Origin of the sequence: Paenibacillus sp. FSL R5-0490 (assembly GCF_001956215.1) — a bacterium.
GTDB lineage: Bacteria > Bacillota > Bacilli > Bacillales > Cytobacillaceae > Cytobacillus.
Window position 1 is genome coordinate 22,555 of sequence record NZ_MRTQ01000019.1, and the last position, 24,928, is coordinate 47,482.

The 24,928-nt window shown below is 41.4% G+C and carries 21 protein-coding genes and 1 other annotated feature; all 21 genes read right to left on the reverse strand.

The window, feature by feature from the left end:
• Nucleotides 1–11: 11 nt before the first annotated feature.
• The 21 genes from infC to citZ all read right to left on the reverse strand — a co-directional run bounded on the left by infC (nucleotide 12) and on the right by citZ (nucleotide 24,432).
• A complete protein-coding gene (infC, locus tag BK139_RS15995; protein ID WP_048008086.1) occupies nucleotides 12–515 on the reverse strand; it encodes a translation initiation factor IF-3 in 504 nt (167 codons plus the stop codon).
• A 176-nt stretch (nucleotides 516–691) separates the two neighbouring features.
• Nucleotides 692–815, reverse strand: a sequence feature (ribosomal protein L20 leader region).
• Between the two features lie 240 nt (nucleotides 816–1,055).
• Nucleotides 1,056–2,987 carry a threonine--tRNA ligase gene (gene thrS / locus BK139_RS16000; RefSeq protein ID WP_076260664.1) on the reverse strand — a complete coding sequence of 644 codons (1,932 nt, stop codon included), beginning with the start codon at nucleotides 2,985–2,987 and terminating at the stop codon, nucleotides 1,056–1,058.
• Nucleotides 2,988–3,449: 462 nt separating this feature from the next.
• Nucleotides 3,450–4,334 (reverse strand): putative sporulation protein YtxC, encoded by an 885-nt coding sequence (ytxC, locus tag BK139_RS16005; RefSeq protein ID WP_076260666.1) that lies wholly within the window; start codon nucleotides 4,332–4,334, stop codon nucleotides 3,450–3,452.
• Between the two features lie 143 nt (nucleotides 4,335–4,477).
• The gene (dnaI, locus tag BK139_RS16010; RefSeq protein ID WP_076260811.1) at nucleotides 4,478–5,407 is read right to left on the reverse strand and encodes a primosomal protein DnaI; all 930 of its coding nucleotides are present in this window, start codon (nucleotides 5,405–5,407) and stop codon (nucleotides 4,478–4,480) included.
• Nucleotides 5,407–6,837, reverse strand: a complete 1,431-nt coding sequence (locus BK139_RS16015) for a replication initiation and membrane attachment family protein (RefSeq protein ID WP_076260669.1) — start codon at nucleotides 6,835–6,837, stop codon at nucleotides 5,407–5,409. Before BK139_RS16015 ends, dnaI begins: the two co-directional genes overlap by 1 nt.
• A 137-nt stretch (nucleotides 6,838–6,974) precedes the next feature.
• A complete protein-coding gene (nrdR, locus tag BK139_RS16020) occupies nucleotides 6,975–7,436 on the reverse strand; it encodes a transcriptional regulator NrdR (protein ID WP_048008385.1) in 462 nt (153 codons plus the stop codon).
• A gap of 102 nt (nucleotides 7,437–7,538) precedes the next feature.
• Nucleotides 7,539–7,943, reverse strand: a complete 405-nt coding sequence (locus BK139_RS16025; protein WP_076260671.1) for a hypothetical protein — start codon at nucleotides 7,941–7,943, stop codon at nucleotides 7,539–7,541.
• Between the two features lie 133 nt (nucleotides 7,944–8,076).
• Nucleotides 8,077–8,451, reverse strand: coding sequence for an adenosylmethionine decarboxylase (gene speD, locus BK139_RS16030; protein ID WP_048008383.1), 375 nt, complete (start codon nucleotides 8,449–8,451; stop codon nucleotides 8,077–8,079).
• Nucleotides 8,452–8,771: 320 nt separating this feature from the next.
• On the reverse strand, nucleotides 8,772–9,803 hold the full coding sequence (locus BK139_RS16035) for a glyceraldehyde-3-phosphate dehydrogenase (protein WP_048008382.1): 1,032 nt from the start codon (nucleotides 9,801–9,803) through the stop codon (nucleotides 8,772–8,774).
• Nucleotides 9,804–10,050: 247 nt separating this feature from the next.
• The gene (gene coaE, locus BK139_RS16040) at nucleotides 10,051–10,650 is read right to left on the reverse strand and encodes a dephospho-CoA kinase (RefSeq protein ID WP_076260674.1); all 600 of its coding nucleotides are present in this window, start codon (nucleotides 10,648–10,650) and stop codon (nucleotides 10,051–10,053) included.
• 23 nt (nucleotides 10,651–10,673) lie between these two features.
• Nucleotides 10,674–11,309 (reverse strand): sporulation membrane protein YtaF, encoded by a 636-nt coding sequence (gene ytaF, locus BK139_RS16045; protein WP_076260677.1) that lies wholly within the window; start codon nucleotides 11,307–11,309, stop codon nucleotides 10,674–10,676.
• Between the two features lie 94 nt (nucleotides 11,310–11,403).
• A complete protein-coding gene (mutM, locus tag BK139_RS16050; RefSeq protein WP_076260679.1) occupies nucleotides 11,404–12,231 on the reverse strand; it encodes a DNA-formamidopyrimidine glycosylase in 828 nt (275 codons plus the stop codon).
• A gap of 51 nt (nucleotides 12,232–12,282) precedes the next feature.
• A complete protein-coding gene (gene polA / locus BK139_RS16055; RefSeq protein WP_076260682.1) occupies nucleotides 12,283–14,916 on the reverse strand; it encodes a DNA polymerase I in 2,634 nt (877 codons plus the stop codon).
• Between the two features lie 261 nt (nucleotides 14,917–15,177).
• Nucleotides 15,178–16,110: a protease modulator HflC gene (hflC, locus tag BK139_RS16060; RefSeq protein WP_076260684.1), complete on the reverse strand. Its 933-nt coding sequence runs from the start codon at nucleotides 16,108–16,110 to the stop codon at nucleotides 15,178–15,180.
• A complete protein-coding gene (gene hflK / locus BK139_RS16065) occupies nucleotides 16,103–17,068 on the reverse strand; it encodes an FtsH protease activity modulator HflK (protein ID WP_076260687.1) in 966 nt (321 codons plus the stop codon). The genes hflC and hflK overlap by 8 nt, the downstream gene beginning before the upstream one ends.
• A 263-nt stretch (nucleotides 17,069–17,331) precedes the next feature.
• Entirely contained in the window at nucleotides 17,332–19,092 is a 1,761-nt protein-coding gene (gene pnpS, locus BK139_RS16070; protein ID WP_076260689.1) for a two-component system histidine kinase PnpS, read from the reverse strand.
• A complete protein-coding gene (locus BK139_RS16075; RefSeq protein WP_076260692.1) occupies nucleotides 19,089–19,805 on the reverse strand; it encodes a response regulator transcription factor in 717 nt (238 codons plus the stop codon). Before BK139_RS16075 ends, pnpS begins: the two co-directional genes overlap by 4 nt.
• Before the next feature lie 211 nt (nucleotides 19,806–20,016).
• Nucleotides 20,017–20,493 carry a MaoC/PaaZ C-terminal domain-containing protein gene (locus tag BK139_RS16080; protein ID WP_076260694.1) on the reverse strand — a complete coding sequence of 159 codons (477 nt, stop codon included), beginning with the start codon at nucleotides 20,491–20,493 and terminating at the stop codon, nucleotides 20,017–20,019.
• A gap of 185 nt (nucleotides 20,494–20,678) precedes the next feature.
• Nucleotides 20,679–21,620 (reverse strand): malate dehydrogenase, encoded by a 942-nt coding sequence (gene mdh / locus BK139_RS16085; protein WP_076260697.1) that lies wholly within the window; start codon nucleotides 21,618–21,620, stop codon nucleotides 20,679–20,681.
• A 209-nt stretch (nucleotides 21,621–21,829) separates the two neighbouring features.
• Nucleotides 21,830–23,098, reverse strand: coding sequence for an NADP-dependent isocitrate dehydrogenase (gene icd / locus BK139_RS16090; RefSeq protein WP_076260699.1), 1,269 nt, complete (start codon nucleotides 23,096–23,098; stop codon nucleotides 21,830–21,832).
• 212 nt (nucleotides 23,099–23,310) lie between these two features.
• Nucleotides 23,311–24,432: a citrate synthase gene (gene citZ / locus BK139_RS16095; protein ID WP_076260701.1), complete on the reverse strand. Its 1,122-nt coding sequence runs from the start codon at nucleotides 24,430–24,432 to the stop codon at nucleotides 23,311–23,313.
• Nucleotides 24,433–24,928: the final 496 nt, after the last annotated feature.

Sequence of the window (24,928 nt, forward strand, 5' to 3'; positions counted from 1 at the left end):
AATTCCTCCTCTTACTTGTCGTTTTTCGGTGCTAGCACCATAAACATGCTTCGGCCATCCATTTTTGGATGTGATTCCACTATTGCAACTTCATTGCATGCTTGTGCGAATCGAATTAGTACACGCTGGCCAATTTCCTTATGGGTAATGGCACGTCCTTTGAATCGGATCGATGCTTTTACTTTATCGCCTTTTTCAAGGAATTTAATAGCATTGCGAAGCTTTGTATTAAAGTCATGTTCTTCAATAGTCGGGCTAAGACGAACTTCTTTAATACTGATAATCTTCTGGTTTTTGCGAGCTTCTTTATCTTTCTTCTGCTGCTCGAATTTGAACTTTCCGTAGTCCATGATACGGGCTACCGGAGGTTTCGCACTCGGTGCAACCAGAACAAGATCCAGATTGGCACGAGAAGCAATTTCAAGTGCGTCGAATTTTGATTTAATACCTAACTGCTCGCCGTTTTGGTCAATAAGACGGACTTCGCGGGCGCGAATGCCCTCGTTTAACAACATATCTTTGCTAATAGCTAGACACCTCCAAGGTTTAATGCGAACACAACGTTTGGGTCAAGAAAAGCGCAAGCGCCTGCTTAGCAGACAACTTTAAAGCTGTAAGCTGCACCGGACCAAAGCTGAATCGCAAGTTATGCAACATTTCTCTTCCGTGACGGAATCAGAGCTGTTTTTAACCAAATAAAAAAGTGCGGATGAAAACACCCACACTTACGTGTATAAACAGAAAATGTTCACGTAAAACCTGCCAACTGCGCTTTGCGTCAATCAGGTGAGAAGCGGGTGCTTCTTCTTTTCCTCAAACTGTATTCATTTACCTTAGCTACTATATCACAAAGAATGATTCCGTGTCAAACGAATAACTTTTATCACAACGAAGAAAAGCATAACAAAATTAATTGATTTTGGCAATACGATTTTAATATTTTTTCAAAATGAATTTAATGCCAGCTCCTTCGTTTGTCTCATCCGGCTCTTAAATGTTCTATGGAATAACTTATCAAAAAGGGCTGCAGCACATGCTGCAGCCCTTTTTGATTATTATCGTTTAACTTCAGCTTTTAGTGCTGAGATGAAGTCCTCAAATAAAACAGTTTCTGATTTTTGCTCTCCATATTTGCGGACATTGACAGCTTTTTCAGCAACTTCATTGTCTCCAACAACAAGCATGTATGGAGTTTTTTGCATTTGAGCTTCACGGATCTTATATCCGATTTTTTCGTTGCGGTCATCCAGCTCAACGCGGAAGCCCTCTGCCTGAAGCTGCTCCTGGACTTTTTTCGCATAATCAAAGTGAATATCAGGAGAAACCGGAATGACCTGGACTTGAACTGGGGCAAGCCAAGTTGGGAATGCTCCCTTGTACTCCTCAATCAGGAATGCCACAAAACGCTCCATAGTGGAAACTACTCCGCGGTGGATAACGACCGGGCGATGAGGCTTTCCATCTTCCCCTACATATGTCAGGTCAAAACGTTCTGGAAGCAGGAAATCCAGCTGGACAGTAGATAGTGTCTCATCCTTGCCAAGCGCAGTTTTAACTTGCACATCCAATTTAGGACCGTAGAAAGCCGCTTCGCCTTCTGCCTCAAAATAATCGAGGCCGATTTCATCCATCGCTTCTTTAAGCATTGCCTGTGCTTTTTCCCACATTTCATCGTCATCAAAGTACTTCTCAGTATCCTGCGGATCTCTGTAGGAAAGACGGAATGAGTAGTCATTGATATCGAAGTCTTTATATACTTCGAGGATCAGATGTACTACGCGCTTAAACTCTTCCTTGATCTGGTCAGGTCTTACAAAGATATGTGCATCATTCAAAGTCATGCCTCGTACACGCTGAAGGCCGGATAGGGCTCCTGACATTTCATAGCGGTGCATTGTTCCAAGCTCTGCAATACGGATTGGCAGTTCACGGTAGCTGTGGATGCCATTCTTATAGATCATCATATGATGCGGGCAGTTCATTGGACGCAGAACAAGCTGTTCGTTATCCATCTCCATTACAGGAAACATGTCTTCCTGGTAATGATCCCAGTGGCCGGATGTTTTATAAAGATCCACGCTTCCCATGATTGGAGTATAGACATGGTCATAGCCCAGTCTTTCTTCCTTATCCACGATATAGCGCTCGATATTGCGGCGGATTGCCGCCCCTTTTGGAAGCCACATTGGCAGGCCCTGGCCTACTTTTTGCGAATTCATGAACAGGTTAAGCTCTTTGCCGATTTTACGGTGGTCACGCTCTTTTGCTTCCTCAAGGAGACGCAAATGCTCTGCCAGGTCTTCTTTCTTGAAGAAAGCTGTTCCATAGATCCGCTGAAGCATCTTATTGTCACTGTCGCCTCTCCAATACGCTCCGGCAATGCTTAATAGTTTGAACTCTTTCAATTTGCCTGTAGAAGGAACATGAACACCGCGGCAGAGGTCAAAAAATTCGCCCTGCTCATAGATTGTCACTGTTTCATCTTCAGGAATAGCCTCGATCAGTTCAAGTTTATATTCGTCATCTATTTCTTTGTACATCTCAACCGCTTCATTGCGACTGACCTCTTTGCGGACAATATCAAGGTTTTCATTAATAATCTTTTTCATTTCTTTTTCAATCACTGGAAGATCTTCTGGTGAAAGCGATTCTTCCAGGTCGATATCATAATAAAATCCGCCTTCAATGACTGGTCCTACCCCAAGCTTTACATTTTTATATAAACGCTTGATTGCCTGAGCCATCAAATGGGCAGTGCTGTGGCGAAGAACCTCCAGGGCATCGTTTGAGTCCGGTGTTACAATTTCAATAGCTCCATCCTTTTCGATTGGACGGCGAAGATCATACATTCCTCCATCCAGCTTTCCGGCAATTGCCTTTTTCTTAAGGCCCGGGCTGATCGAAGCTGCAATATCTTCTGTTGTCGTTCCCTTTGGAAACTCCTTTACAGCTCCATCCGGAAACGAAACTTTAACAACTTCTGACATGATATTTCCTCCCTTATTATAAAGCGCAAACGCCTCGATCAGCCCCGACAAGCACAAGACGAGCCTCCAAAAAAGGCGTTCTATCCTTTTTTGGAGGATTGGCTTGTGACCTCGAGGGGCTAGGCGCTGGAGCTGGATTCAGATTTTGCTCCTAAAACGCGTTTTACACTAAAAATAAAAAAACCCGTCCCTAAAAAAGGGACGAGTTATTATTAACACGCGGTTCCACCCTACTTCTCGCTTTCATAGAAGACAAACGACTCTGTAGTAAGATAACGGTCTTTTCCCGCCAGCCCATTTCCTGGCTGGAGTTCAGAGGCGGTAAGCATTCAGATCGTGTTAGGAAGGTTTCAGCCTTGCCTTCCCTCTCTTTAAACCGTATTAGAATACCCGTATCCTCATCGCAACTTTTGCTTAATTTTTGTAATATGTAGGTTATTATAGTTTGTTATTTCAGGAAAATCAAGGGTATCTTTTACATTTTTCATTATCAGCATAAGAATGGGCGTTTTGATAATGATAAAATGCTGCAAGAGGGCTTAATTGAAGCCTTTCTTCAAAAATATTGCGGATTGTTCTGACCAGCGGCTGGTCAAAATCATCTGAATAGAGATAAATAGCTGAAGGCGCTATAGAGAGCAGCGGCGCAATTGTAACAGAATCCACATATACAGGATGATTGGATAATAGCTTGCGGTCAATCATTCTTAAGAGCTCGCCGCGTTTAATTTCACACAATTGTTCATCATAAAAATAAACACCTTCATCCATAAGGACATGGATCGTATTCATTTTTGGCTGCCTGCCTGACAGGAAATCTCTTAATGTATGAATGAACATCTGATATTCCTGTTCCATTTTGTACTCATCGATGGAGACTTCCACATACTTGGTCATTTCATTCATAAGCGGGCGCATCCGGAATTTTACGAATGAGTCAAAAGAAAAGGAAATGTTATTTTGAAACAACTGATCAATTGCGCTTTTTAGGCTTTCTTTTACATTCAGTCCACTGACAAACGCAGCAAGATCCTCACGGCTTCCTTCCAGGATAGAGTGAATGATTTCAAGGATCTGCTGCTGCTCGCCTTCATCATCATAATAATAATGCTCCATCAGTATCCGTTTAAACCAATCATCCTGCTTCTGGTTCACGATAAATTGAAAGAATGCTGTCTTAACAGTATTCAGGATATTGCCGCTATTTCCAGCAGAAACTCTGACTATATGTTGATCTTCAAAATGAAGAATATTATTATCACAATGACAAAAAGACTGCAGCTGTTCATAAAGATGCTCATAAAAATTCCTCGCATCCATGCTGCTCTGGAAAATGATTTCGATCAACCAAATCCCCCCTTTATACAAATTTCTATTCTATGTATATGGCGGACTTGGCCAAGTTAGAAGCGGGATTAGCCTTTTAGTACATTAAACTATTGCAAATTCAATAATAAAAGCTGCCGAACACTTTATCGGCAGCTTTCAGATTATACTCTCCTGTTCGGTCCTTCTACAAGCACCGGTTCAGCAAGGTATTTAATGCGTTCCATGATTCTTCTTGCTTTCATTTTCTCTTCCTCGCCGCGCTGGCTATAGGATAAATGATGTTCGAGGCCCTGCAGGTCGAAATTGGAAGTGAAGAAGGTTGGGAGGCTTTCCTGCATGCGGAACTGCAGAATCGGCCCTAAAATCTCATCCCTTGTCCAGCTGGACATGGTTTCTGCACCAAGGTCGTCAAACATTAAAACAGGCGCTTTCTTAATGGTTTCCATCTTGCTGTTCAGAGTCTGATCTCCAATTGAATTTTTCAATTCCCTGAATAATTCAGGAACATAGACAATCATGGAGGATACTTTCCGGCTTGCAAGCTTATTGGCAATAGCACCAAGCAAATAAGATTTGCCTACACCGAATTTCCCGTAAAAGTAGATCCCCTTTTGCTTGGACCCCGGCTGGTAGTCCATTACAAAAGATGCAGCCTTATCCACAGCCTCAATGCGGTCGTCATCATCATAAATCGAGTCAAAAGTGGCATGAAGGATATCAGTTGGCACATATAAACTCTGGATTAACTTTTCATTTCTCCGCTTTTCATCGTGCATGATCTTGCGCGGGCACTTATCATACTTCAGATCGATTGATCCTCTTTGAATCACAAGTTCAGGATGATAGCCCTGCATAAAATTCACACAGCCCTCCAGGCTCGGACATTTATTGCACTCCTTGCTCTGCTGTGTATATTCAAAGAGCTTGCTAAGACTCTTTTCAACCATTTCAGATGTCAATTCATCCCGATGAGTTTGGATAAAATCCTTGACTTCAGGGTGATTAAGCGTTTGGTTCCTCATCATTTCATATCTTTTTTGAAAGCCTTCATTGCCTGCAAGGCGCCTTAATGTTTCGTTAATTTTTTCCATCAATCAGTCACCTCCTGTGATCGCAGTTTTTTTAATTTTTCTTTAAGTTCCCTTTTTTTCAATTCCCGCTCATACTGTTCCTTTTCGCTGTTTGGCTGCTGGGCCTGTTCCTTCTTGGAGGCTTTGCTGCTATTTTCATCAAACCAGTCCGGAAGCATCTCTGTCCTGATCGGCTTCCTTTTGTTCCCCGTGGGGCCTGCTGTTTTCTTTCCTTCTGCCCAATCAAGGTATTGGCGATGTTCTTTTTTAGCTAATTCAATAGCTGCCTGGGGTGTTTTAATCTTCTTTCTTGCCCAGTGGCCTGCTATTTTTTCTACGTACCCTTTGGTCAGCTTCATATCTGTTTTGAGCATAACATATTGAATCAGCACATTAATTACCCCGGGTAAAAGCTTTTGCTGGAACATGACATCTTCTATAATCTGCAGATCACCTTTTGAAGGTTCCGCTCCTCCGGAAATATCTTTTAAAAGCTGCCTTGGTGAGGTTATTTCCAAATAACGGATCAATTCTTCTTCCTGTGTTTCAGGCTGCTTTTTTTGAGATTGATGGCTGGCAGGCTGAACCCTGTCAATCAGGGATGGCAGCATATCCTGGTTTTGGAATTGATACCAATCACGTGCAGATTTTCTTAATTCATCAATGTTTATCTCATTATCTTCATTCACGGCGCTGATGACAATATTTTTCATCTGAATAGGGTCGATTCCATATAAAAAAGCAAGATTGCTGATGGATTCCTTTACTTTAACTGTAAGGGCTTTTTTTGGTACAAGCGATTCATTCAGCCCTGCCTGAAGCAATTCAAAATTAAAATCTTCATTCCCGATCTGAATGCCTTCCTGCTCACGCCTTCCAATATACCCTTCCTCATCTGTTTCATTCATCAGCTGCACCACTTCATCGTCAAACGAACCAGGGTGCCCGGATTGAAATACATCCTGGAAAGCCTTTGTTACTTCCTTGTACCCTCTGGCCGGCTGCACCTTCTGATCCGAGAAGAAGCGCTTCAGTCTCATAAATTGGTTTTTGCCCAACTTCTTATAAAGATAGATATTGAGCATGCCGTCAAGAAAGAATTGTTCAGGTGTCAGCGGTGGAAGCAGTTCGTAAATGAATGACCTTGTCTCTTCATCCTTGTTAACATATACCTTTAAAAGTCCTATTCCTTCAAGCTTGAGACGGGCTTCATAAATATCCTTAAGCCCCATCCCCATGAAATTCATTAAACTATGGTGTGAATTTGAAGATGACCATAGCCGGTTTTCTTCAAGCTCTGCCCATAAAGTCATATACAAACTGAAGCACTCAGAGCCAATGAGCGGCTGGTATAACAGTGTCAGCACTTTCCGGTCATAATCATGCAAAAGCCCGCTGGCTGCTACTGTATATCGATCAATGGGGAGCATCTCCTGCCAATGCTGGGCCATGGTGTTCACCTTTTTCTATTTAAATTTTTATCAGGCTGTTTATCAAAAGCATATCCCGCAAAAAAAGAGCCAAAGAAAACCTTCAGCCCATCAGCCTAATTCATCAAAAATCAGCGGCAGCTGCAAAACTGACCTGATTATGATTGTTCTTTTTTAATTAGTTCCTTGAGTTCATCAATAAACACATTGATATCTTTAAATTGCCTGTATACTGATGCGAAACGGACATATGCGACCTCGTCCACATTTGCGAGCCTGTCCATGACCATTTCGCCAATTTCATCGCTTTTTATTTCAGAGACACCATTGCTGCGGAGTTCTTTCTCCACTTCAAAAGTAATGTCCTCCAGATCTTTAAGGGCTACCGGCCTCTTTTCACAGGCTTTAATAAGGCCTCTCAGAATTTTTTCCCGGCTGAATTCCTCTCTCGTACCTTCTTTTTTCACAACGATTAACGGAATTTCTTCCACTTTCTCAAAAGTCGTAAACCGGTATCCGCATTTCTCGCATTCCCTTCTGCGGCGGATGGATCGGCTGTCATCCACAGGACGGGAATCGAGCACACGGGTATTATTGTTTTGGCATGAAGGGCATCTCATACAATCAGCTCCGAATTTTTTTATAAGTTGGCTTTAAACAAATTACCGAATATTATTTGATACTCTTATCTTATAAAAAAGGAGTTGACAGTACAAGTACAACTATTTATCTGCGTTTCTTGCAGAACCGAGAAAGTCATGCCGTTTATTTAATTTTTCATATATCGAAAGTACTTCTCTTTTAAGAATTGGATGCACACCTGCCGGTGAGGACTGCTCAGTTGAAATATTGATATCTACAGCCGTTTCAAAAGGCTTGACAGTCACGACTGTCACAATCGCAAAACAGGTTTTGTCTTTTTTAAGTTCTGCTGCAATCTCGCCGTGTTCTTTAGAAATGCTGAGAATGTTTACATTGCGATCTGCTTTGAATAACTCTTCAATCGTCTGCAGCATTTGTGCTGTATTGGTTCTATAATATCTTGTAGCGAGCTCAGGGTCAGAGTGATTTTCATTTGTTTCACACTGCTTTTTATAGCGGCTGGCAAGCTGCCTGAAAATTGACATTCTCTTTCCTCCGTATATTATTTGTATCCTTATTGTACTATTTTTTATTAAGATACTAAAGGCAATGGATTTTAGGCAAAATAAAAAGAGGTGTATCAGATACACCTCTGGATTGCCTAAGTTCATTCTAGTATTAAAGTACTTGAGCTTGTTTAACTTGAACTGGACCCATACCGCGAGGAATTTCGATATTCTCACGCGTTTGAGCTCCTAACGCTTCTGCAATAAAGTCTGCAGCGATGTTAGGGTCAAGATCTCCACACGTATACACATCAATGCTGGCATAGCCATGCTCCGGGAAGCTGTGAATAGTTAAATGAGATTCAGAGATGATCACCACTCCGCTTACACCCTGTGGTGCAAACTTATGAAATGCAACCTCGCGAATTTCAGCACCAGATTTTAATGCAGCATTTACGAATGTCTGCTCAATAAAATCCATATCATTTAACTTTTCAAAATCGCATCCCCAAAGTTCTGAGATAACGTGACGACCCATAGTTTCCATATTCAAATTTCCCCCTTTAAACTTTTAAGCTATTAATTAATGAAATTCCAGATTTATACTGGTCTATAACTACCACGGGGGAAAGTTAGTCCAGAGAGGTCCTAACCCTTTAAGTAGCTACCATACCAAAACCTCGGAGAAGTTCACGAGGATTAGTATACTTTGTTTAATTTCTTTTTGCAACACATTGTTTTACATTTTTTTTGGCAAAATTTCTGAAGACTTTTCCTTCTCAGGATTTAATTTTGTCCAAAAAAAGGAGCCTGCTGGGATGGCAGGCTTTAAGGGTATGGGTAGTTCTATTTAAAAGAGATTGGCAATTATCCAACTTTTACGGCAGATGCCTGAAAAAGTTCCTGTGCAACATATTTTGTCAAGTCTACGACACGGCAAGAATAGCCCCACTCATTATCGTACCAGGCAAGCACTTTCACTTTGCTGGTGCCGATTACCATTGTAGATAATCCATCAATGATGGCAGAGTGTTCATTTGTGTTGAAATCGATTGACACTAACGGTTCGTCAGTAATATCCAGGATGCCATGCAGCGATCCTTGTGAAGCTGTAGCAAATGCTGCATTCACTTCTTCAATTGTAACGTCCCGCTTCAAGTCTACCACGAGATCCACTAAGGAAACGTTAGGAGTCGGCACACGCAGTGCCATACCATGCAACTTGCCCTTTAAATGCGGCAATACCAGTGACAAAGCTTTGGCAGCACCAGTGGAGGTCGGGATGATCGACTGTCCGCAAGCACGTGCACGGCGCAGATCTTTATGCGGGTTATCAATATTTTTTTGATCATTTGTATATGCATGAACTGTTGTCATAAGTCCGTTTTCAATGCCAAATTGTTCATCAAGGACTTTTGCAACAGGTGCAAGGCAGTTTGTTGTACAGGATGCATTTGAAATAATATCATGTTCTTCGATTTTTAATGCGCTTTCATTTACGCCCATAACAATAGTCACATCTTCATTTTTTCCAGGAGCAGTAAGTATGACCTTTTTAGCGCCGGCATCAAGATGAAGAGCCGCTTTATCACGGGAATTAAACTTTCCTGTAGCTTCAATAACGATATCGATATTCATTTCTTTCCAGGGAAGTTCTTCAGGATTCCGGCTGCTGACAAGCTGAACCCTTTTACCGTTCACAACAATAGCATTGTCTTCCGGAACAACGCTTCCCTCGAATGGTCCATGGTTGGTATCATATTTAATTAAGTGTGCCAAAGTTTCAGCCGGATAGCTTGCATTTATGGCAGCCACTTCAAGATTTTCATCAAGGATGGCTTTTCTAAAAACCATACGTCCAATTCTTCCAAAACCATTAATCGCTATTTTCGCCTTCATGTTACGGCCCCTTCCGCATTAGTGTTATACTTTTTATTACCCTAAGATGTAATTAGTATAACATATTGAAGATCATTTGTGATGAATAAAATGCGGAATTTTTAATGTTCAACAATTCAGAAATATCAGCTCACGCTTTTTCTGTTTTTTATAAGGTAATAGTCTATCTTACAGACACATGGCTGATTATTTTTGTCATACTAATTAGGCTTTAAGCACATCAAAAAAAGAGCCTGTCACAGGCTCCTCAGACAGCTTTCCATTTTTTTAAAATACCCCATAATTGTTTTTCTGTTTCTTCAATTGTGCCATTATTATCAATTACAGCATCGGCCAATGCCTTCTTATCTTTTAAAGGCATCTGGGATTGAATTCTTGCCATCGCTTCTTTCTCGGTTAGCTGATTTCTTTGCATCAGCCTTTGCAGCTGTATAACTTCATCTGCATATACTAATAAGGTTTTGTCGCACATATATTGTAATTTGCTTTCAAATAAAAGAGGTATATCAAGTATGATCAGCTGCTCATTGCGGCTGATTGCTTGTTCCTTTTTGGCTGTCATCCTTTTGCGGACTGCAGGATGTACTATGCTATTCAGGGTCTTCCGCTCTTTTTCATCGTGAAAAATAATGGAGCCCAGTTCTCCGCGATCAATTGAACCGTCTTTAAGAAGAACTCTTTCCCCAAAATGACGGACAATTTCCTGATATGCTTCCTCTCCTATTTCAACAGCTAACCTCGCTTCTATATCCGCGTCTATTACAGTATATCCTTTTTCGATCAGGAGAGAAGAAACGGTGCTTTTCCCGCTTGCAATCCCGCCTGTCAAACCTACAGTCATTGACATAATGTGTTCCTTTCATATAAATGCTAAATTTTTAGTATCCCGATTACGATTAAAATAATGCCTGGAATGAATGAGAACTTTTGGACCCATCCGCTTTTTGAGAAAATAGCCCCCACCTGCATTCCCATAAATACAAACAGAGAGCTCATAACGGCGACCGTCATTGCCAGGTAGTAAGGTGAGTACCCCAGCATAGCTGCACCAATCCCCGCTCCAAAAGCATCAAGTGATAGGGCGAGCCCGAGCATTAGTGCTTCAATTCCTGTGATGGCACCGGATTTGTCAAAATCGGCGGACATCGGCTTTTTCAGAATATTAATGACAAGCCCAAGAGATTTGATTTCCAGATTTACAATTGTCTTTTCATGCGGGAGGACATCCTTCACCTTTTCCGGCCTGAAAAATTGATAAAGGACCCAGGCACCGAGAAAAATCAGAATGACTCCTCCTAAACTTTCAGCTAAAGCCGGAGAAAGAAAGGCTTCTATTAAATGGCCGATTGTCATGGCGGCCATTAATGTGAGAGCTGAACAGCAAGCGATTATACTGATCGATTTAAATGGTATGCTCATTTTCCTTAAACCATATGTTAAACCGACACTGAAACTGTCAAGACTGACAGCAAAAGCAAGTATCAAAAGTGAGAATATATGCGCCATAGAATAGAGCTCCTCCCTGTCAATCGCTACGATAGTATATGGAAGGAGCCCATCCAATGTTATTCAAAACGAAGTTAAGCTCTATTCGGAATTATTATTTTCTCTGGCAAGCCGGACAATAGACTGTGCCCCTGCCTCCAGTTATGATCCGCTCAAGTGTGCTTCCGCAGACTTTGCAATCTTCGCCTTTTCGCCCATAAACAAAAAGCTCGAGCTGGAACATGCCAATTTGCCCCTGGGAATTAACATAGGAGCGAATGGTGCTCCCTCCTTTATCTACCGCTTCTCTCAGGGTATCTGCAATTTCTTTGTGAAGTGTCTCCAATTCGCTTCTTGCTAAGCTATTTGCCGCTCTTTCAGGATGAATTCGTGAACGGAATAAAGCTTCATCCACATATATATTGCCAAGCCCTACGATCGTTTTCTGATCGAGAAGCGCAGTTTTGACATGGCGGGAGGTCCGGGCAAGCCGGGCAGCAAGGTCGTCCACCGTAAATTCTTCTGCAAATGGTTCCGGTCCCAGTTGTGCCAGAGGAAGTGTCTTAAGTTCTTCACCCTTTGCATATAGGTGCATCGTTCCAAATTTACGAACATCTTTGTATCTGAGTTCAGTGCCATCTGTAAGATGAAAAATGACATGAGTGTGTTTTTCCACAGGTTCTTCTTTAGCGTAAAGGCCGTATCTGCCTTCCATTCTCAGATGGGACACAAGTGCATAGTCATTGGTGCAGAGAATTAGGAACTTCCCTCTCCTGCCAATGTCCTGAAAGGTTTGGCCTGCTAAAGCATCCTTGAATTGACCAAGCTCTTCGGGATGCTTAACCATTTTTGGCCAGAAAACCGAAACATGTGAAATGGTTTTGCCGATCACCAATTCCTGCAATGTTCTTCTGACTGTTTCAACTTCAGGAAGTTCGGGCATGGTTACCCCTCCTTTGTCATGCATTTTCTTCATTCAAAATACAGATAACTATTATTTCGCATCAAACCATGTCGGACCATAGGAGTAATCAACTTTAAGCGGAACTTTCAGTTCTACTGCATTTTCCATTACGTCCGGCACGATTTTTTTAAGTGTTTCTATTTCATCCTCAGGTGCTTCGAAGATCAATTCATCGTGAACTGACAGCAGAAGCCGTGCTTTGAGTTTTTCTTTTCTTAAGCGGTCAGCCATTTCAATCATGGCCTTTTTTATTATATCTGCCGCACTTCCCTGAATTGGCGTGTTCATAGCGGTGCGTTCTGCAAAGCTTCGCAGGTTGAAGTTCCGGCTTGTAATTTCAGGCAGATATCTTCTTCTGTGAAGAAGGGTCGAGACATATCCTTTCTGTTTTGCTTCATGGATAATATCGTCCATGTACTGCTTAACACCAGGATAGCTTTCAAGATACCGGTCAATAAATTTTCCGGCTTCTTTCCGTGTGATGCCAAGGCTCTGGGAAAGGCCGTAATCACTGATTCCGTATACTATTCCAAAGTTGACTGCCTTAGCATGGCGCCGCATATTGGACGTAACCTCATCGGCATGAACATGGAATACTTCCATTGCCGTTTTGGTGTGAATATCCATATCCTCAATAAAGGCTTCAATCAGCTTTTCATCATCTGCAATATGAGCCAGCACTCTCAATTCAATCTGGGAATAGTCTGCAGCAAAGATAGCCCAGCCGGGTTCTGAAGGAACAAATGCCTGCCTGATTTTCCGCCCTTCCTCCAGACGGATTGGAATATTTTGCAAGTTCGGATCAGTTGAGCTTAATCTTCCTGTCTGGGTAAGTGCCTGATTGAACCTGGTGTGGACTTTGCCTGTTTCCTTGTTAACTACCTTCAGGAGGCCTTCAATATAAGTGGACTGAAGCTTGCCAAGCTGGCGGTAGTGCAGGATGTCCCGGATTATTTCATGGGCGTTCTCAAGTTTTTCAAGAACATCTGCCGAAGTGGAATAGCCTGTCTTCGTTTTTTTAATGACTGGCAGCCCCAATTTTTCAAAAAGGATTACTCCGAGCTGTTTAGGAGAATTGATATTAAAAGCTTCCCCTGCAAGCTCATGTATCCGCTTTTCAATTTCATCTAATTTGGAGAGCAGATCTTGTCCCATTGTCCTCAGGCGTTCTAAATCCACTTTAACTCCAGTTGATTCCATATCTGCTAATATTAAAGAAAGTGGCATTTCCAGGTCATAAAACAGCTCGGATTGCTGGTTTTCCTTTAAATCACTATCAAGCTTTTCCCTCAATGTCATCAAGGCTGCTGCTTTTCTTGCTAAATGTCCGCCAAGTTCTTTTTCTTCCGGAATCCGCCTTTTTGCTCCTTTGCCGTAGAAAGCTTCATCAGATTGAATCGCATGATAGCCATGATTTTTTGCAATAGATGCTATATCCTCAATAGTCTGAGACGGGTTAATAATATATGAAGCAATATAAAGATCAAAGTCTGCTCCCTTTAGATGAATCCCATGATGCCGGAGTGACACTTCAGATCTTTTTGCATCATACACTGTCTTCTTTTTCGTTTCATCTTCAGCCCATTTTTTAAAGACATCTGACTCTAGTGCCTTATCTTTGGAGAAGAAGAAATTCCCTTTATCGTTCGCAACGGAAAAACCAATGATGTCTGCATAATGGTAATTATCCTCTAGAAGCTCAACATAAAATGCATTTTCATCAGAAAACATATCTTCTTTAATTTCGTCTGCTATGCTAAATTCAATTTCATCCAGATTCTCTTCGATTGCTTCAGTGTCTCCGCCGATTTTTTCCAGCAGCGAGTTAAAGCCAAGTTCTTTAAAGATACTTATAACTTTCTCTTTTTCAAAACCTTCATATTCAATGTCTTCAACTTTTATTTCAACGGGAGCTTCCCTCGTGATAGTAGCAAGTTCTTTACTCATTAAAGCTTGATCCCTGAATTCTTCCAGCTTTTCTTTCAGTTTTTTTCCGCTCACCTTATCAACAGATTCCAAGAGCTCTTCAAGGGTTCCAAACTCTTTCAGCAATTTAAGGGCTGTTTTTTCGCCCACTCCCGGCACACCTGGAATATTATCTGAACTATCACCCATCAGGCCTTTCATATCAATAATCCTGTCAGGTGTGATTCCGTATTTCTCTTCTATATGAGCCGGCGTATATTCTTCAATATCTGTAATTCCTTTGCGGGTAATGCTGACTGTGACAGAATCGGAACTTAACTGCGTTAAATCCTTATCCCCTGATATAACTTTAACTTCATAGCCATCTTTTTCGGCATGGAGGGACAGTGTTCCAATGATATCATCCGCTTCATAATTTTCCAGTTCATATCTCGAGATTCCATAAGCATCAAGAAGCTCTCTTATATAAGGAAACTGCTCTGATAGCTCAGGCGGGGTTTTCTGCCGGCCGCCTTTATATTCACTAAAGGTTTTATGGCGGAAGGTTGTTTTTCCGGCATCAAACGCCACAAGGAGATGAGTCGGTTTTTCATCCTCCAGAATCCTCTGCAGCATCATGGTAAATCCGTAGACAGCATTGGTATGTATTCCTTTATCATTGTTTAAGAGCGGCAAAGCAAAAAATGCCCGATAAGCGATGCTGTTGCCATCTATCAGAACAAGCTTTTTTTTATCCAATTAATATCTCCTCCTTATTAAGAAAAGCGGAAGCGCCTTGGTCACCCCCGACAAGCACAAGACGGGCCTCCCGGAAAGGCGTTCTTTGCCTTTTTGGGAGGGTTGGCTTGTGACCTCGAGGGGGTAGGCGCTGCAGCTAGACAGTTGTCTAACTTGAAAAGGGCAAGTGCCCTTGCCCACAATAAATAAGCCGTTATTTTCCTTTATTCTATCATGAGCAGATAGAGAAAGAAAAATAACGGCTTTTCACTTAAATGCTATTTAATGAGTATTCCCCATCAGCAGACGCGCATATGGTGAATCAGAAGGCAGAACAATTACAGTCTCGCCATTGATAGTCTTTTTATAGGATTCAAGTGTCCGGAATAAGGAATAGAATTCAGGATCTTTTGAGAATGCTTCATTGTAGACCTTCGCGGCTCCCGCTTCCCCTTCTGCCCGAATGACTTCAGCATCTGCCTGGGCCTTCGCAAGCATTTCCCTGACGGTCCTGTCTGTTTCAGCGATAATAACATTCTTCTGGGCATCACCCCTGGACAGATATTCCTGGGCTGTCGACTGGCGCTCGGAAATCATCCTGGTATACACAGACTGTTCATTTTCAGCCGGCAGATCAGTCCTTTTAATGCGAACATCTGTTACCGTGATTCCATAATTATCATTTGCAAGCAGCTCATTCACTTTTGTGGTGATTTGATCATTCAATGATCCTCGTGAAGATTTTTCATCATTGATGATTTCTTCATAATTCAGCCGGCCCAGTTCGGAGCGGGTCACGGAGTAGATGAACTCTTCCATTCTGGCCTCCGCTCCCTCCAATGTTCTGGCGTTTGAAATCATTTTTTTCGGATCCTCAATCTTCCAGACTGCATAGTTATCGATAATCATGACCTTTTTGTCCTTAGTATTGATTTCAGCTTCAGACACGTCATAAGTCATTTGATATTTTGGAAGTGTGGTAACACTTTGGATGAATGGTATTTTATACGCTAATCCAGGTTCACTCTCAATCCTGACCACCTCTCCAAATTGCCGGATAACCTTGTATTCCCCTTCCTTTACAATAAACAGGTTGCTGAACAATATCCCTAGTCCTGCAATGATGAGCACCAGGATGATTCCTAGTTTGGTATAGCTTCTCCACTTGAAATTTCCGCCCCGTTCATTGATATTCACAATATTTTGATCACTCATTATCCGTGCCTCCCTCCTCTTTCGGTTTAGCCTGTTCTTTCTCCAGAGGCCTGATCGGGAAATACTTCATAGTGTTTCCATCGTCATTCATAATGTAAATCTCTGCACCTGGAAGAACTTGCTCAAGGGTTTCAATGACAAGACGCTCTCTTGTTATATCAGGATTATTTTTATATTCCCCATACAATTTATTAAAGACTGCTACATCTCCACGTGCTCTTTCGAGACGGGCTGCCTTTTCCCCATTTGCTTTAGAGATAAGTGCTTTCTTCTCACCTTCTGCTTCATTCATTCTCTGATTCTTATATTTATCTGCTTCATTTTTTTTAGTATTTGCGGTTTCCCTCGCATCGGTTACATCCGTAAAAGCTTTTCTTACATCATCATTCGGCAGCTCGACATCCTGGAGTTTTACTGCAAGAATGGATATGCCAATATCATATTTGCCAATTAAAGAGGTTAGGAGCTCTCTGACATCCGCTTCGATATCTGCTTTACCTGAAGTCAGCGCGTCATCTATCTTCGATCCTCCGATAATACTTCTTAAGGATGAGGAAGTAGCATCATATAGAATTTCTTCCGGCTCCTCAGCATTATAAAGGTATTTTTCCGGATCAGTAATTTTCCACTGGACAACCAGATCTGCAAGAACGATATTTTCATCCCCGGTTATCATCTTTGTCTCATCGGGAAAATCCTTTATTTTGCCATCTTTTTCTTCATATCCAAACTGCAGTGAGAATGTTTCCTTTGAAAGCTTCTCCACGCTTTGGACAGGCCACGGCAATTTAAAGTGAAGGCCCGGCTCCGTAATGCCTTCCTCAACTTTTCCAAATGTTAAAATGACTGCCTGATCCGATTCATCGACGGTATACCATGTTGTAAAGGCAACTATACTTAAAATAACAATTGCGATAATTAGCCCTGCGATTGTATAAATCCGCTTTAAGCTGATCATTTCTCTCTCCCCTTCCCAGCAATTTCTATAACTTTTCATACGATTTATTTACGTAAAGGTTTCATAAATATGACAAAAGTTAAAGAAAGAAGGAAAGTCGAAGAAAATGAAAAAGGCGAAAGCGGGGTCAGCTTTCACCTTTTTCTATGGCTCCTTGGATGAAGGGGTTTAACAATTATGATTTTATCAGCTGAATGTAAAGGGAACATAAATCTACTGTGAAAATAATGTAAAGTTAATCCTGCCACTTCATCCATTTTTTCCTATATTTTTTTCGGAAGTTCAATAATAAAGGCGGTGCCTTTGCCGACCTCGCTTTTTACTGAGATGGTTCCCTTATGTGCTTCAACGAGATGCTTTACGATTGCAAGCCCCAGCCCTGTTCCTCCGGAGTTCCTGCTTCTGGCTTTATCAACCCGATAAAAACGTTCAAAGATACGCGGAATTTCTGCGGCTTCAATTCCAATCCCCGTATCCCTTATTTCGGTTAAAACTGTGCTGCCTGAATCTGCAGACGAAATATAGACGACCCCTTGATTTGGCGTATAAGAAATTGCATTTGATATGATATTTATAAACACCTGCTTAAGCCGGTGAACATCACCTTCAATATATACAGGTTTATCCACTCTCTTATATTCCAAAACGATTTCCTTTTCCGCTGCTTTTCCTTTCATGATGGCTACCACATCTTCGAGCACATCAGCCAGATCCAGTTGCTGAATGGACAAGCTAAAGCCTTGTTTTTCGATTTTTGACAGATCCAGCAATTCCTGAATAAGAGATTGCAGGCGATCACTTTCCTTTAAAATGATGTTGAGAAAATCATTAAGAGTCTGCTTGTTTTCCATCGCACCATCCAAAAGAGTTTCAGAGAAGCCCTTTATAGAGGTAATAGGTGTTTTCAATTCATGAGAAACGTTCGCTACAAAATCCTTCCTCATCTGCTCAAGCTTCTTCAGTTCTGTAATATCATGAAAAACCAGCAATATCCCTTTCCATTCATCATTCGTGCCGATAATTGGAACTCCATATACTTCAAAATAACGTCTTTCGATATTGACGGGAATAATGAGCTGTTTTTTTACTTTCTGCTCGGTCATAAAAATTTCTTCAACCACTTCGTTAATACCTTTATGTTCTATCACTTCATAATAAAGCTTGTAAAGGTATTCGGAGGGATTGACATTGAAAACCTCTTTATATGGCCGGTTCACTAAATTAATATAGCCTCTGCTGTCAATTAGAATCAAACCGCTTCCCATGTTTTCAATGAGCGCCCCAAGTCTGTCCTGCTGCATTTCCTGGGATTTCACCATTTCCTGAAGATTTCTCGCCAGTACATTGATAGACTTACTCAGCATACCTGTTTCATCTTCCTGATCTTCATATGTTCTTGCCCGATAGTTTCCCTTAGTAAGTTCAATCGCAACCTGTGTTGCTGACTCGATAGGCTTTGTATATCGAGCCATAATTCTTGACCCGAGCAGAATAATCATAAATAAAGACAGCCCAAGACTGACCGCTAAAATCCACCAAATCTGCTGATAGGCCTTTTGGAATTCAGCCAGCTTCGTGCTTAAGAAGATATAGCCTTCCTTCTCGCCATTTATCATGACAGGCTGCCAATAATAGTGCAGATTAAACCCTCCGGCCACTTCCCATCCTGATTCATATGCAGATTTCTTTTTTAATACTTCAAATATGATTTCCTGGTGCCTGTTTTGCGTTGTCTCATTTTTGATGCTGCTATCCATTAATATTCTGCCCTTGCTATCAGTAGCAGTTACATGCACATCAAGTATGTCACCAAGCTCATTGATTCTCTCAATACTAATGGATCCAATTCCTCCATTGCCCTCAATATAGCTCGCAGCCATTTCAGTCTCTTTTTGAAGACGTGCATCAAATGTATTTAAATAATAGCTTTTAAAAAGCTGGCCTAAAAGAAGGCCTAATGCAATTAAAACAACCAGAATTAATGAAAGCAATGCGAAAAGCAGGCGGGTGCGAAAGGTCGTCATTCTCCTTTAGGCTCCTCCAATTTGTAGCCCAGTCCGCGAATGGTCTTGATATATACAGGTTTTTTTGTGTTTGCTTCGATTTTCTCTCTTAAATGGCTAATATGTACATCAACGATTCTCGTGTCTCCTGCAAAATCATAATTCCAGACTGCACTAAGCAGCTGATCCCTTGTAAGGACACGGCTTTTATTCTTGGCAAGATATAATAGCAATTCAAATTCTTTCGGAGTTAATTCAAGGAGTTCTTCTTCAAAATAAGCTTCGTAATGCTGCGGAAAGATTTTAAGACCGCCAATCCTAAAAGAATCACCATCTTCTGCTTTCTCTTCGGAAGCTTCAGGCACAAATTGTGTTCTCCGCAAGATCGCTTTAACCCTGGCAACCACTTCCCGGGGGCTAAAAGGTTTTGTCATGTAATCATCTGCACCCAGTTCAAGACCAAGCACCTTATCAAACTCATCATCCTTGGCCGTCAGCATTAAAATAGGCGTCACTATTTTCTGCTGTCTAAGCTGTTTGCATACTTCTATTCCATCAAGCTTTGGCAGCATAAGATCAAGTACAATAAGATCCGGCTTTTCAGAAATGGCCAGATCTTTGCCCTCCTGGCCATCCATGGCTGTAATTACTTCATAGCCCGCCTGCTGCAGGTTGTATTGAAGTAAAGTTACGATAGATTGTTCGTCATCTACAACTAGAATTTTCTTATCCATACGATCCTCCGAGTGAATGAATTACCCCTGTTTAAACTTCACTGTTGTTTTTCAGCGATTCTTTATAAAAAGCAGGTATCCCTCCTGCCTATTAAACCCCTTTTGCCACATATCTTTATTATAATATAGTTCATGATTTTTTTCGGGTCAATTGTTGTAAAGGAAGGATTTCATCAAAAAAGATGTGCATATGCTGCACATCTTTTGACTATCAGAAATTATCCAAAGCATTGCCATCCATAGGCTGAGGCTTGTATGGAGGGCATACAAGGAGCTGTCCATTAATAACCGTCTGGTCCTCTTCATTTGTTCCCTGGACCTTAATTTGCACGGTATGATTTGATGTGTTCACTTCTGTTACTTCAAATAAAAATTGAACCGTACCATAATGATAGACAGGCTTCGTGTACTCGATTTCCTGTTTTAATACATGGCTTCCGGGACCCGGCAAATATTTTGATATGGCGGAGTTAATGATGCCATTCAGCATAACACTTGGTACAATTGGTTTTTTATAAGGGGTTTGTGAAGCATAATCATGCTGAATATATAAAGGGTTTGCATCGTTTGTAAGGCCCAGATACAGCAATAGATCCTTATCTTCTATTTTTTCTGTTAGCGTCAATTTTTCGCCCACAGATATTTCTTCTATGGATCTTCCCAGTTTTCTTTTCTTTCCAAGCAGCATAGCTAAGCACCTCCGAGTTTTGTAACCGTTTACATAATTACTGTAAAAAAATAGACTAATCAATATTTTAAATTATTCAGTCTATTTTCTCTATGATATCATCTTATACTATTTCCCAAAAGGGCTTCCAGTAAAAAAAATCCGGGAGAAAGCCCCCCGGAATTTCTTACATAGATTAGACCATCCTAGTAAGCTAATACTTCCATTACCTTGCGAACTGAATCTGCCGACTTATCGAGGGCAGCTTTTTCTTCACTTGTCAGTTCAAGCTCTATTACTTTTTCGATTCCGTTTGCTCCAAGGATTGCAGGCACACCCAGATAGATTCCTTCGTAGCCATATTCTCCTTCAAGGTAAGCAATGGAAGGCAGTACGCGGCGCTGATCTTTAAGGATGGCTTCACACATTTCCACAAGGGAAGCAGCTGGAGCATAGTAAGCACTTCCATTGCCTAATAAGTTGACGATTTCTCCACCGCCTTTGCGTGTACGCTCAACAATGGCATCCAGACGATCCTTTGAAATTAATGATTCTAAAGGAATGCCGCCAGCATATGAATAGCGGACTAGCGGAACCATGTCATCACCATGTCCGCCAAGTACAAATCCTGTAATGTCTTTAACAGACAAATTCAGTTCCTGCGCGACAAATGTCCGGAAGCGGGCTGTGTCAAGAACACCTGACTGCCCAATTACACGGTTTTTCGGGAAACCTGATTCCTTGAAAACTGTATAAGTCATTGCATCCACTGGATTAGTCAGCACAACAATATAGCTATTAGGAGAATGTTTTGCAATCTCCTGCGCTACACTTTTCATAATCTTCTGGTTCGTTTGAACAAGGTCATCACGGCTCATGCCCGGCTTCCGTGCAATGCCAGCGGTAATAACTACAATGTCAGAGTCTTGTGTATCTTCATAGCTTGAAGTACCAGTGATATTCGAATCGAATCCCTGAACAGGACTTGCTTCAAGCATATCAAGAGCTTTTCCCTTTGTAGGGTTTTCCATTTGCGGAATATCGACCAGCACGACATCCCCAAGTTCCTTTTGAGCCAGTAAGAATGCAGTTGTTGCTCCAGTAAATCCTCCACCGATTACAGAAATCTTTTTGCGTTTCAATGACATGAGCAGTTCCTCCTTTTGGAAATGAAAGTTTCAGGATTTGCATCCTTTATGTAAGAGGCTGTTTCAAGGAACAGCCTTCCTATATACACAATTTCAGAGAATCGCCAGCTGCCCGGCAAAAGAAGTTTTCCTCAGGGAAGCACACAAAATATACTGCATGAATAGTATATTAATCAAAAGCGCCTTTTATTAAAGGCGCTTTTACTTTTTTATTCCATGTTTTTAATTAGTTCGTCGGCAAATTCAGAGCATTTTACTTCAGTTGCTCCATCCATTAGACGCGCAAAGTCATATGTTACAACTTTAGAAGCAATAGATTTCTCCATAGATTTAACGATCATGTTTGCAGCTTCGTTCCATCCAAGGTGCTCAAGCATTAATACACCTGAAAGAATAACAGATGAAGGATTAACCTTATCAAGACCGGCATACTTCGGAGCTGTACCATGTGTTGCTTCAAAGATCGCATGTCCAGTTTCATAGTTAATGTTTGCTCCAGGAGCAATGCCAATTCCGCCTACCTGTGCAGCAAGAGCATCAGAAATATAATCACCATTCAAGTTCATTGTTGCAACAACATCAAACTCTTTTGGACGGGTAAGGATCTGCTGAAGGAAAATATCAGCAATCGCATCTTTAACAATAATTTTGCCGGCTGCTTCTGCATCTGCCTGAGCTTTGTTTGCAGCTTCAACACCCTGCTCATCCTTAATGCGGTCATATTGAGCCCAAGTGAATACTTTTTCTCCGTACTCTCTTTCAGCAAGCTCATAACCCCAGTTCTTAAAGGCACCTTCAGTAAATTTCATGATATTGCCTTTATGTACAAGTGTTAGGGATTTACGGCCTTCTTTGATTGCATACTCGATAGCTGCGCGTACAAGGCGGCTGGTTCCCTCTTCTGAAACAGGCTTAATGCCGATGCCTGAAGTTTCCGGGAAGCGGATCTTATTAACACCCATCTCATCCTTAAGGAATGAAATTAGCTTTTTAACGTCATCAGAGCCTTTTGCGTACTCAATGCCGGCATAAATATCTTCAGTATTTTCACGGAAAATAACCATATCAGTATCCTGAGGGCGTTTGACTGGAGAAGGAACACCTTCAAACCAGCGAACCGGACGCAGGCACACAAACAGGTCAAGCTCCTGGCGAAGCGCAACGTTTAGAGAACGGATTCCGCCGCCGATTGGTGTTGTTAATGGACCTTTAATGGCAATAAGATATTCATTGATCACGTCAAGTGTTTCGGAAGGGAGCCACTCGCCAGTCTGGTTGAAGGCTTTTTCCCCTGCTAACACTTCTTTCCAGACAAGCTTGCGCTCACCTTTATATGCTTTTTCTACAGATGCATCCAATACACGGGAAGCTGCCGCCCAAATATCAGGTCCTGTTCCGTCTCCTTCGATAAAAGGAACGATTGGATTGTTTGGTACGTTTAGTACACCATTAGTAACTGTGATTTTTTCACCTTGCATTGTTATACCCTCCATTTTGAAAAGTGCAAGCATCAGCCTTTTTATTTATATAGTTTTCGGTCGGCGCAATGCTGCATCAGTATATCAGATTCAAAGGTTAGAAGGCATATGCCCCTAACCTTTTCCCTGCTCTCTCTATTACATCAATTTTTTGATAAAAAGTAAAATGCTGAGTAATAATTTTAGTTCTTTTAATCTGTTTTTTCAGCCTATTATAGACCTCTTTGCTCTACTGGCACGTATTTTTGCATTCCCGGGCCTGTATAGTCTGCACGCGGGCGGATCAAACGGTTATTTTCATATTGTTCGAGAATATGAGCCAGCCAGCCAGATACACGGCTAACAGCAAAAATCGGCGTGAACAGGTCATGGTCGATTCCCAGGCTATGGTAAACAGAAGCAGAATAGAAGTCGACATTTGGCGGAAGTTTTTTCTCCCCGGTAACGATCGCTTCAATTTGCGTGGACATTTCGTACCAGTGTGGTTCCCCGGTAAGTTCTGTAAGCTTTTTAGACATTTCTCTTAAGTGCTTGGCACGAGGATCGCCCTGACGGTAAACACGATGGCCAAATCCCATAATTTTCTCTTTCTTTTCAAGCTTTTCACGGATATACGGCTCTACATTTTCAAGAGTGCTGATATCAGTAAGCATCTTCATTACCGCCTCATTGGCACCGCCATGCAATGGTCCTTTCAATGCGCCAATAGCCGCTGTAACTCCTGAATAGATATCTGACAAAGTAGCTACACACACCCGTGCAGTGAACGTGGAGGCATTCAGTTCATGGTCCGCATGAAGAACCAGCGCTTTATTAAATGCTTCAATTGCGATTGGTTCAGGCTCTTCGCCTGTAAGCATGTATAAGAAGTTGGCTGCAAATCCAAGATCTGTTCTAGGAGCAATTGGTTCAAGACCTTTTCTTACTCTTGCAAATGCCGTTACGATAGCAGGCATTTTAGCTTGAAGGCGAATTGCTTTTTTATAGTTCGCTTCTTCATCCATCTGGTCTGCTTCTTCATCATAAAGTCCCAATAGAGACACTGCAGAACGAAGGGCAGCCATTGGATGCACTTTGTCAATTGGATATGTTTTAAAATGGTTCAGAACTTCCTCTGGAAGAGAGTAGTTTGCTGCAAGCTGACTCTTTAACTCATCCAGTTGGGTTTGAGCAGGAAGCTTTCTGTGCCATAAAAGATAAATAACCTCTTCAAAGCTTGCATTTTCAGCCAAATCATCAATATTGTAGCCAGCATAGGTTAATGTATCGTCTATGATGGAGCTGATAGACGAAGTAGTAGCTACTACCCCTTCAAGACCGCGTGTTACTGTCATACCGAATCTCTCCTTTACATAATAAAATTTCCCCATACCCATTTTTGTCTGTACATTAAACATAAGTAAGGCGAACCTGATTTTTCATCTTTCAGAAAAGCTTCCTCGTCATGTCCGAATTCTGCTTTCTCTTTTTGGGACACTATTATAGGGCTGCAGGACAGCCATTGAAAAGCCGGCTTTATCAGCCGATCTACAGACCAAATTTATGAAAGGTGCAACCTTCATTTGGCGAACTCCCGATATATGGAAGAAATAAACTTTCACTTGGCATGCATTAATCGAGCGGTTGCTCGGTACTCACTAAAAAAAAAAGAAAATGCTTACATTTTTCCAAAAATGAAAAAATAAATATATTAATAACATTTTAATAGAGCTTAACTGAATTTAATAGGTACCGTGAAATAGGTTACGCTTACAAGTCCTATTATAAACAATTATCTGACTTTTGTGAACGAAAAGCACTTAATTTGTTAAAAAATATTATTTTTCAAGA

Coding starts and splice junctions, on each gene's coding strand:
- infC (WP_048008086.1), bottom strand. CDS start 515: ATGTTGTTAAACGAGGGCATTCGCGCCCGCGAAGTCCGTCTTATTGAC.
- thrS (WP_076260664.1), bottom strand. CDS start 2,987: ATGTCAGAAGTTGTTAAAGTTTCGTTTCCGGATGGAGCTGTAAAGGAG.
- dnaI (WP_076260811.1), bottom strand. CDS start 5,407: ATGGAAAAAATTAACGAAACATTAAGGCGCCTTGCAGGCAATGAAGGC.
- BK139_RS16015 (WP_076260669.1), bottom strand. CDS start 6,837: ATGGCCCAGCATTGGCAGGAGATGCTCCCCATTGATCGATATACAGTA.
- nrdR (WP_048008385.1), bottom strand. CDS start 7,436: ATGAGATGCCCTTCATGCCAAAACAATAATACCCGTGTGCTCGATTCC.
- BK139_RS16025 (WP_076260671.1), bottom strand. CDS start 7,943: ATGTCAATTTTCAGGCAGCTTGCCAGCCGCTATAAAAAGCAGTGTGAA.
- speD (WP_048008383.1), bottom strand. CDS start 8,451: ATGGAAACTATGGGTCGTCACGTTATCTCAGAACTTTGGGGATGCGAT.
- BK139_RS16035 (WP_048008382.1), bottom strand. CDS start 9,803: ATGAAGGCGAAAATAGCGATTAATGGTTTTGGAAGAATTGGACGTATG.
- coaE (WP_076260674.1), bottom strand. CDS start 10,650: ATGTCAATGACTGTAGGTTTGACAGGCGGGATTGCAAGCGGGAAAAGC.
- ytaF (WP_076260677.1), bottom strand. CDS start 11,309: ATGGCGCATATATTCTCACTTTTGATACTTGCTTTTGCTGTCAGTCTT.
- mutM (WP_076260679.1), bottom strand. CDS start 12,231: ATGCCCGAACTTCCTGAAGTTGAAACAGTCAGAAGAACATTGCAGGAA.
- hflC (WP_076260684.1), bottom strand. CDS start 16,110: ATGAGTGATCAAAATATTGTGAATATCAATGAACGGGGCGGAAATTTC.
- hflK (WP_076260687.1), bottom strand. CDS start 17,068: ATGATCAGCTTAAAGCGGATTTATACAATCGCAGGGCTAATTATCGCA.
- pnpS (WP_076260689.1), bottom strand. CDS start 19,092: ATGACGACCTTTCGCACCCGCCTGCTTTTCGCATTGCTTTCATTAATT.
- BK139_RS16075 (WP_076260692.1), bottom strand. CDS start 19,805: ATGGATAAGAAAATTCTAGTTGTAGATGACGAACAATCTATCGTAACT.
- BK139_RS16080 (WP_076260694.1), bottom strand. CDS start 20,493: ATGCTGCTTGGAAAGAAAAGAAAACTGGGAAGATCCATAGAAGAAATA.
- mdh (WP_076260697.1), bottom strand. CDS start 21,620: ATGTCATTGAAACGCAAAAAGATTTCTGTAATCGGTGGAGGATTTACT.
- icd (WP_076260699.1), bottom strand. CDS start 23,098: ATGCAAGGTGAAAAAATCACAGTTACTAATGGTGTACTAAACGTACCA.
- citZ (WP_076260701.1), bottom strand. CDS start 24,432: ATGACAGTAACACGCGGTCTTGAAGGGGTAGTAGCTACTACTTCGTCT.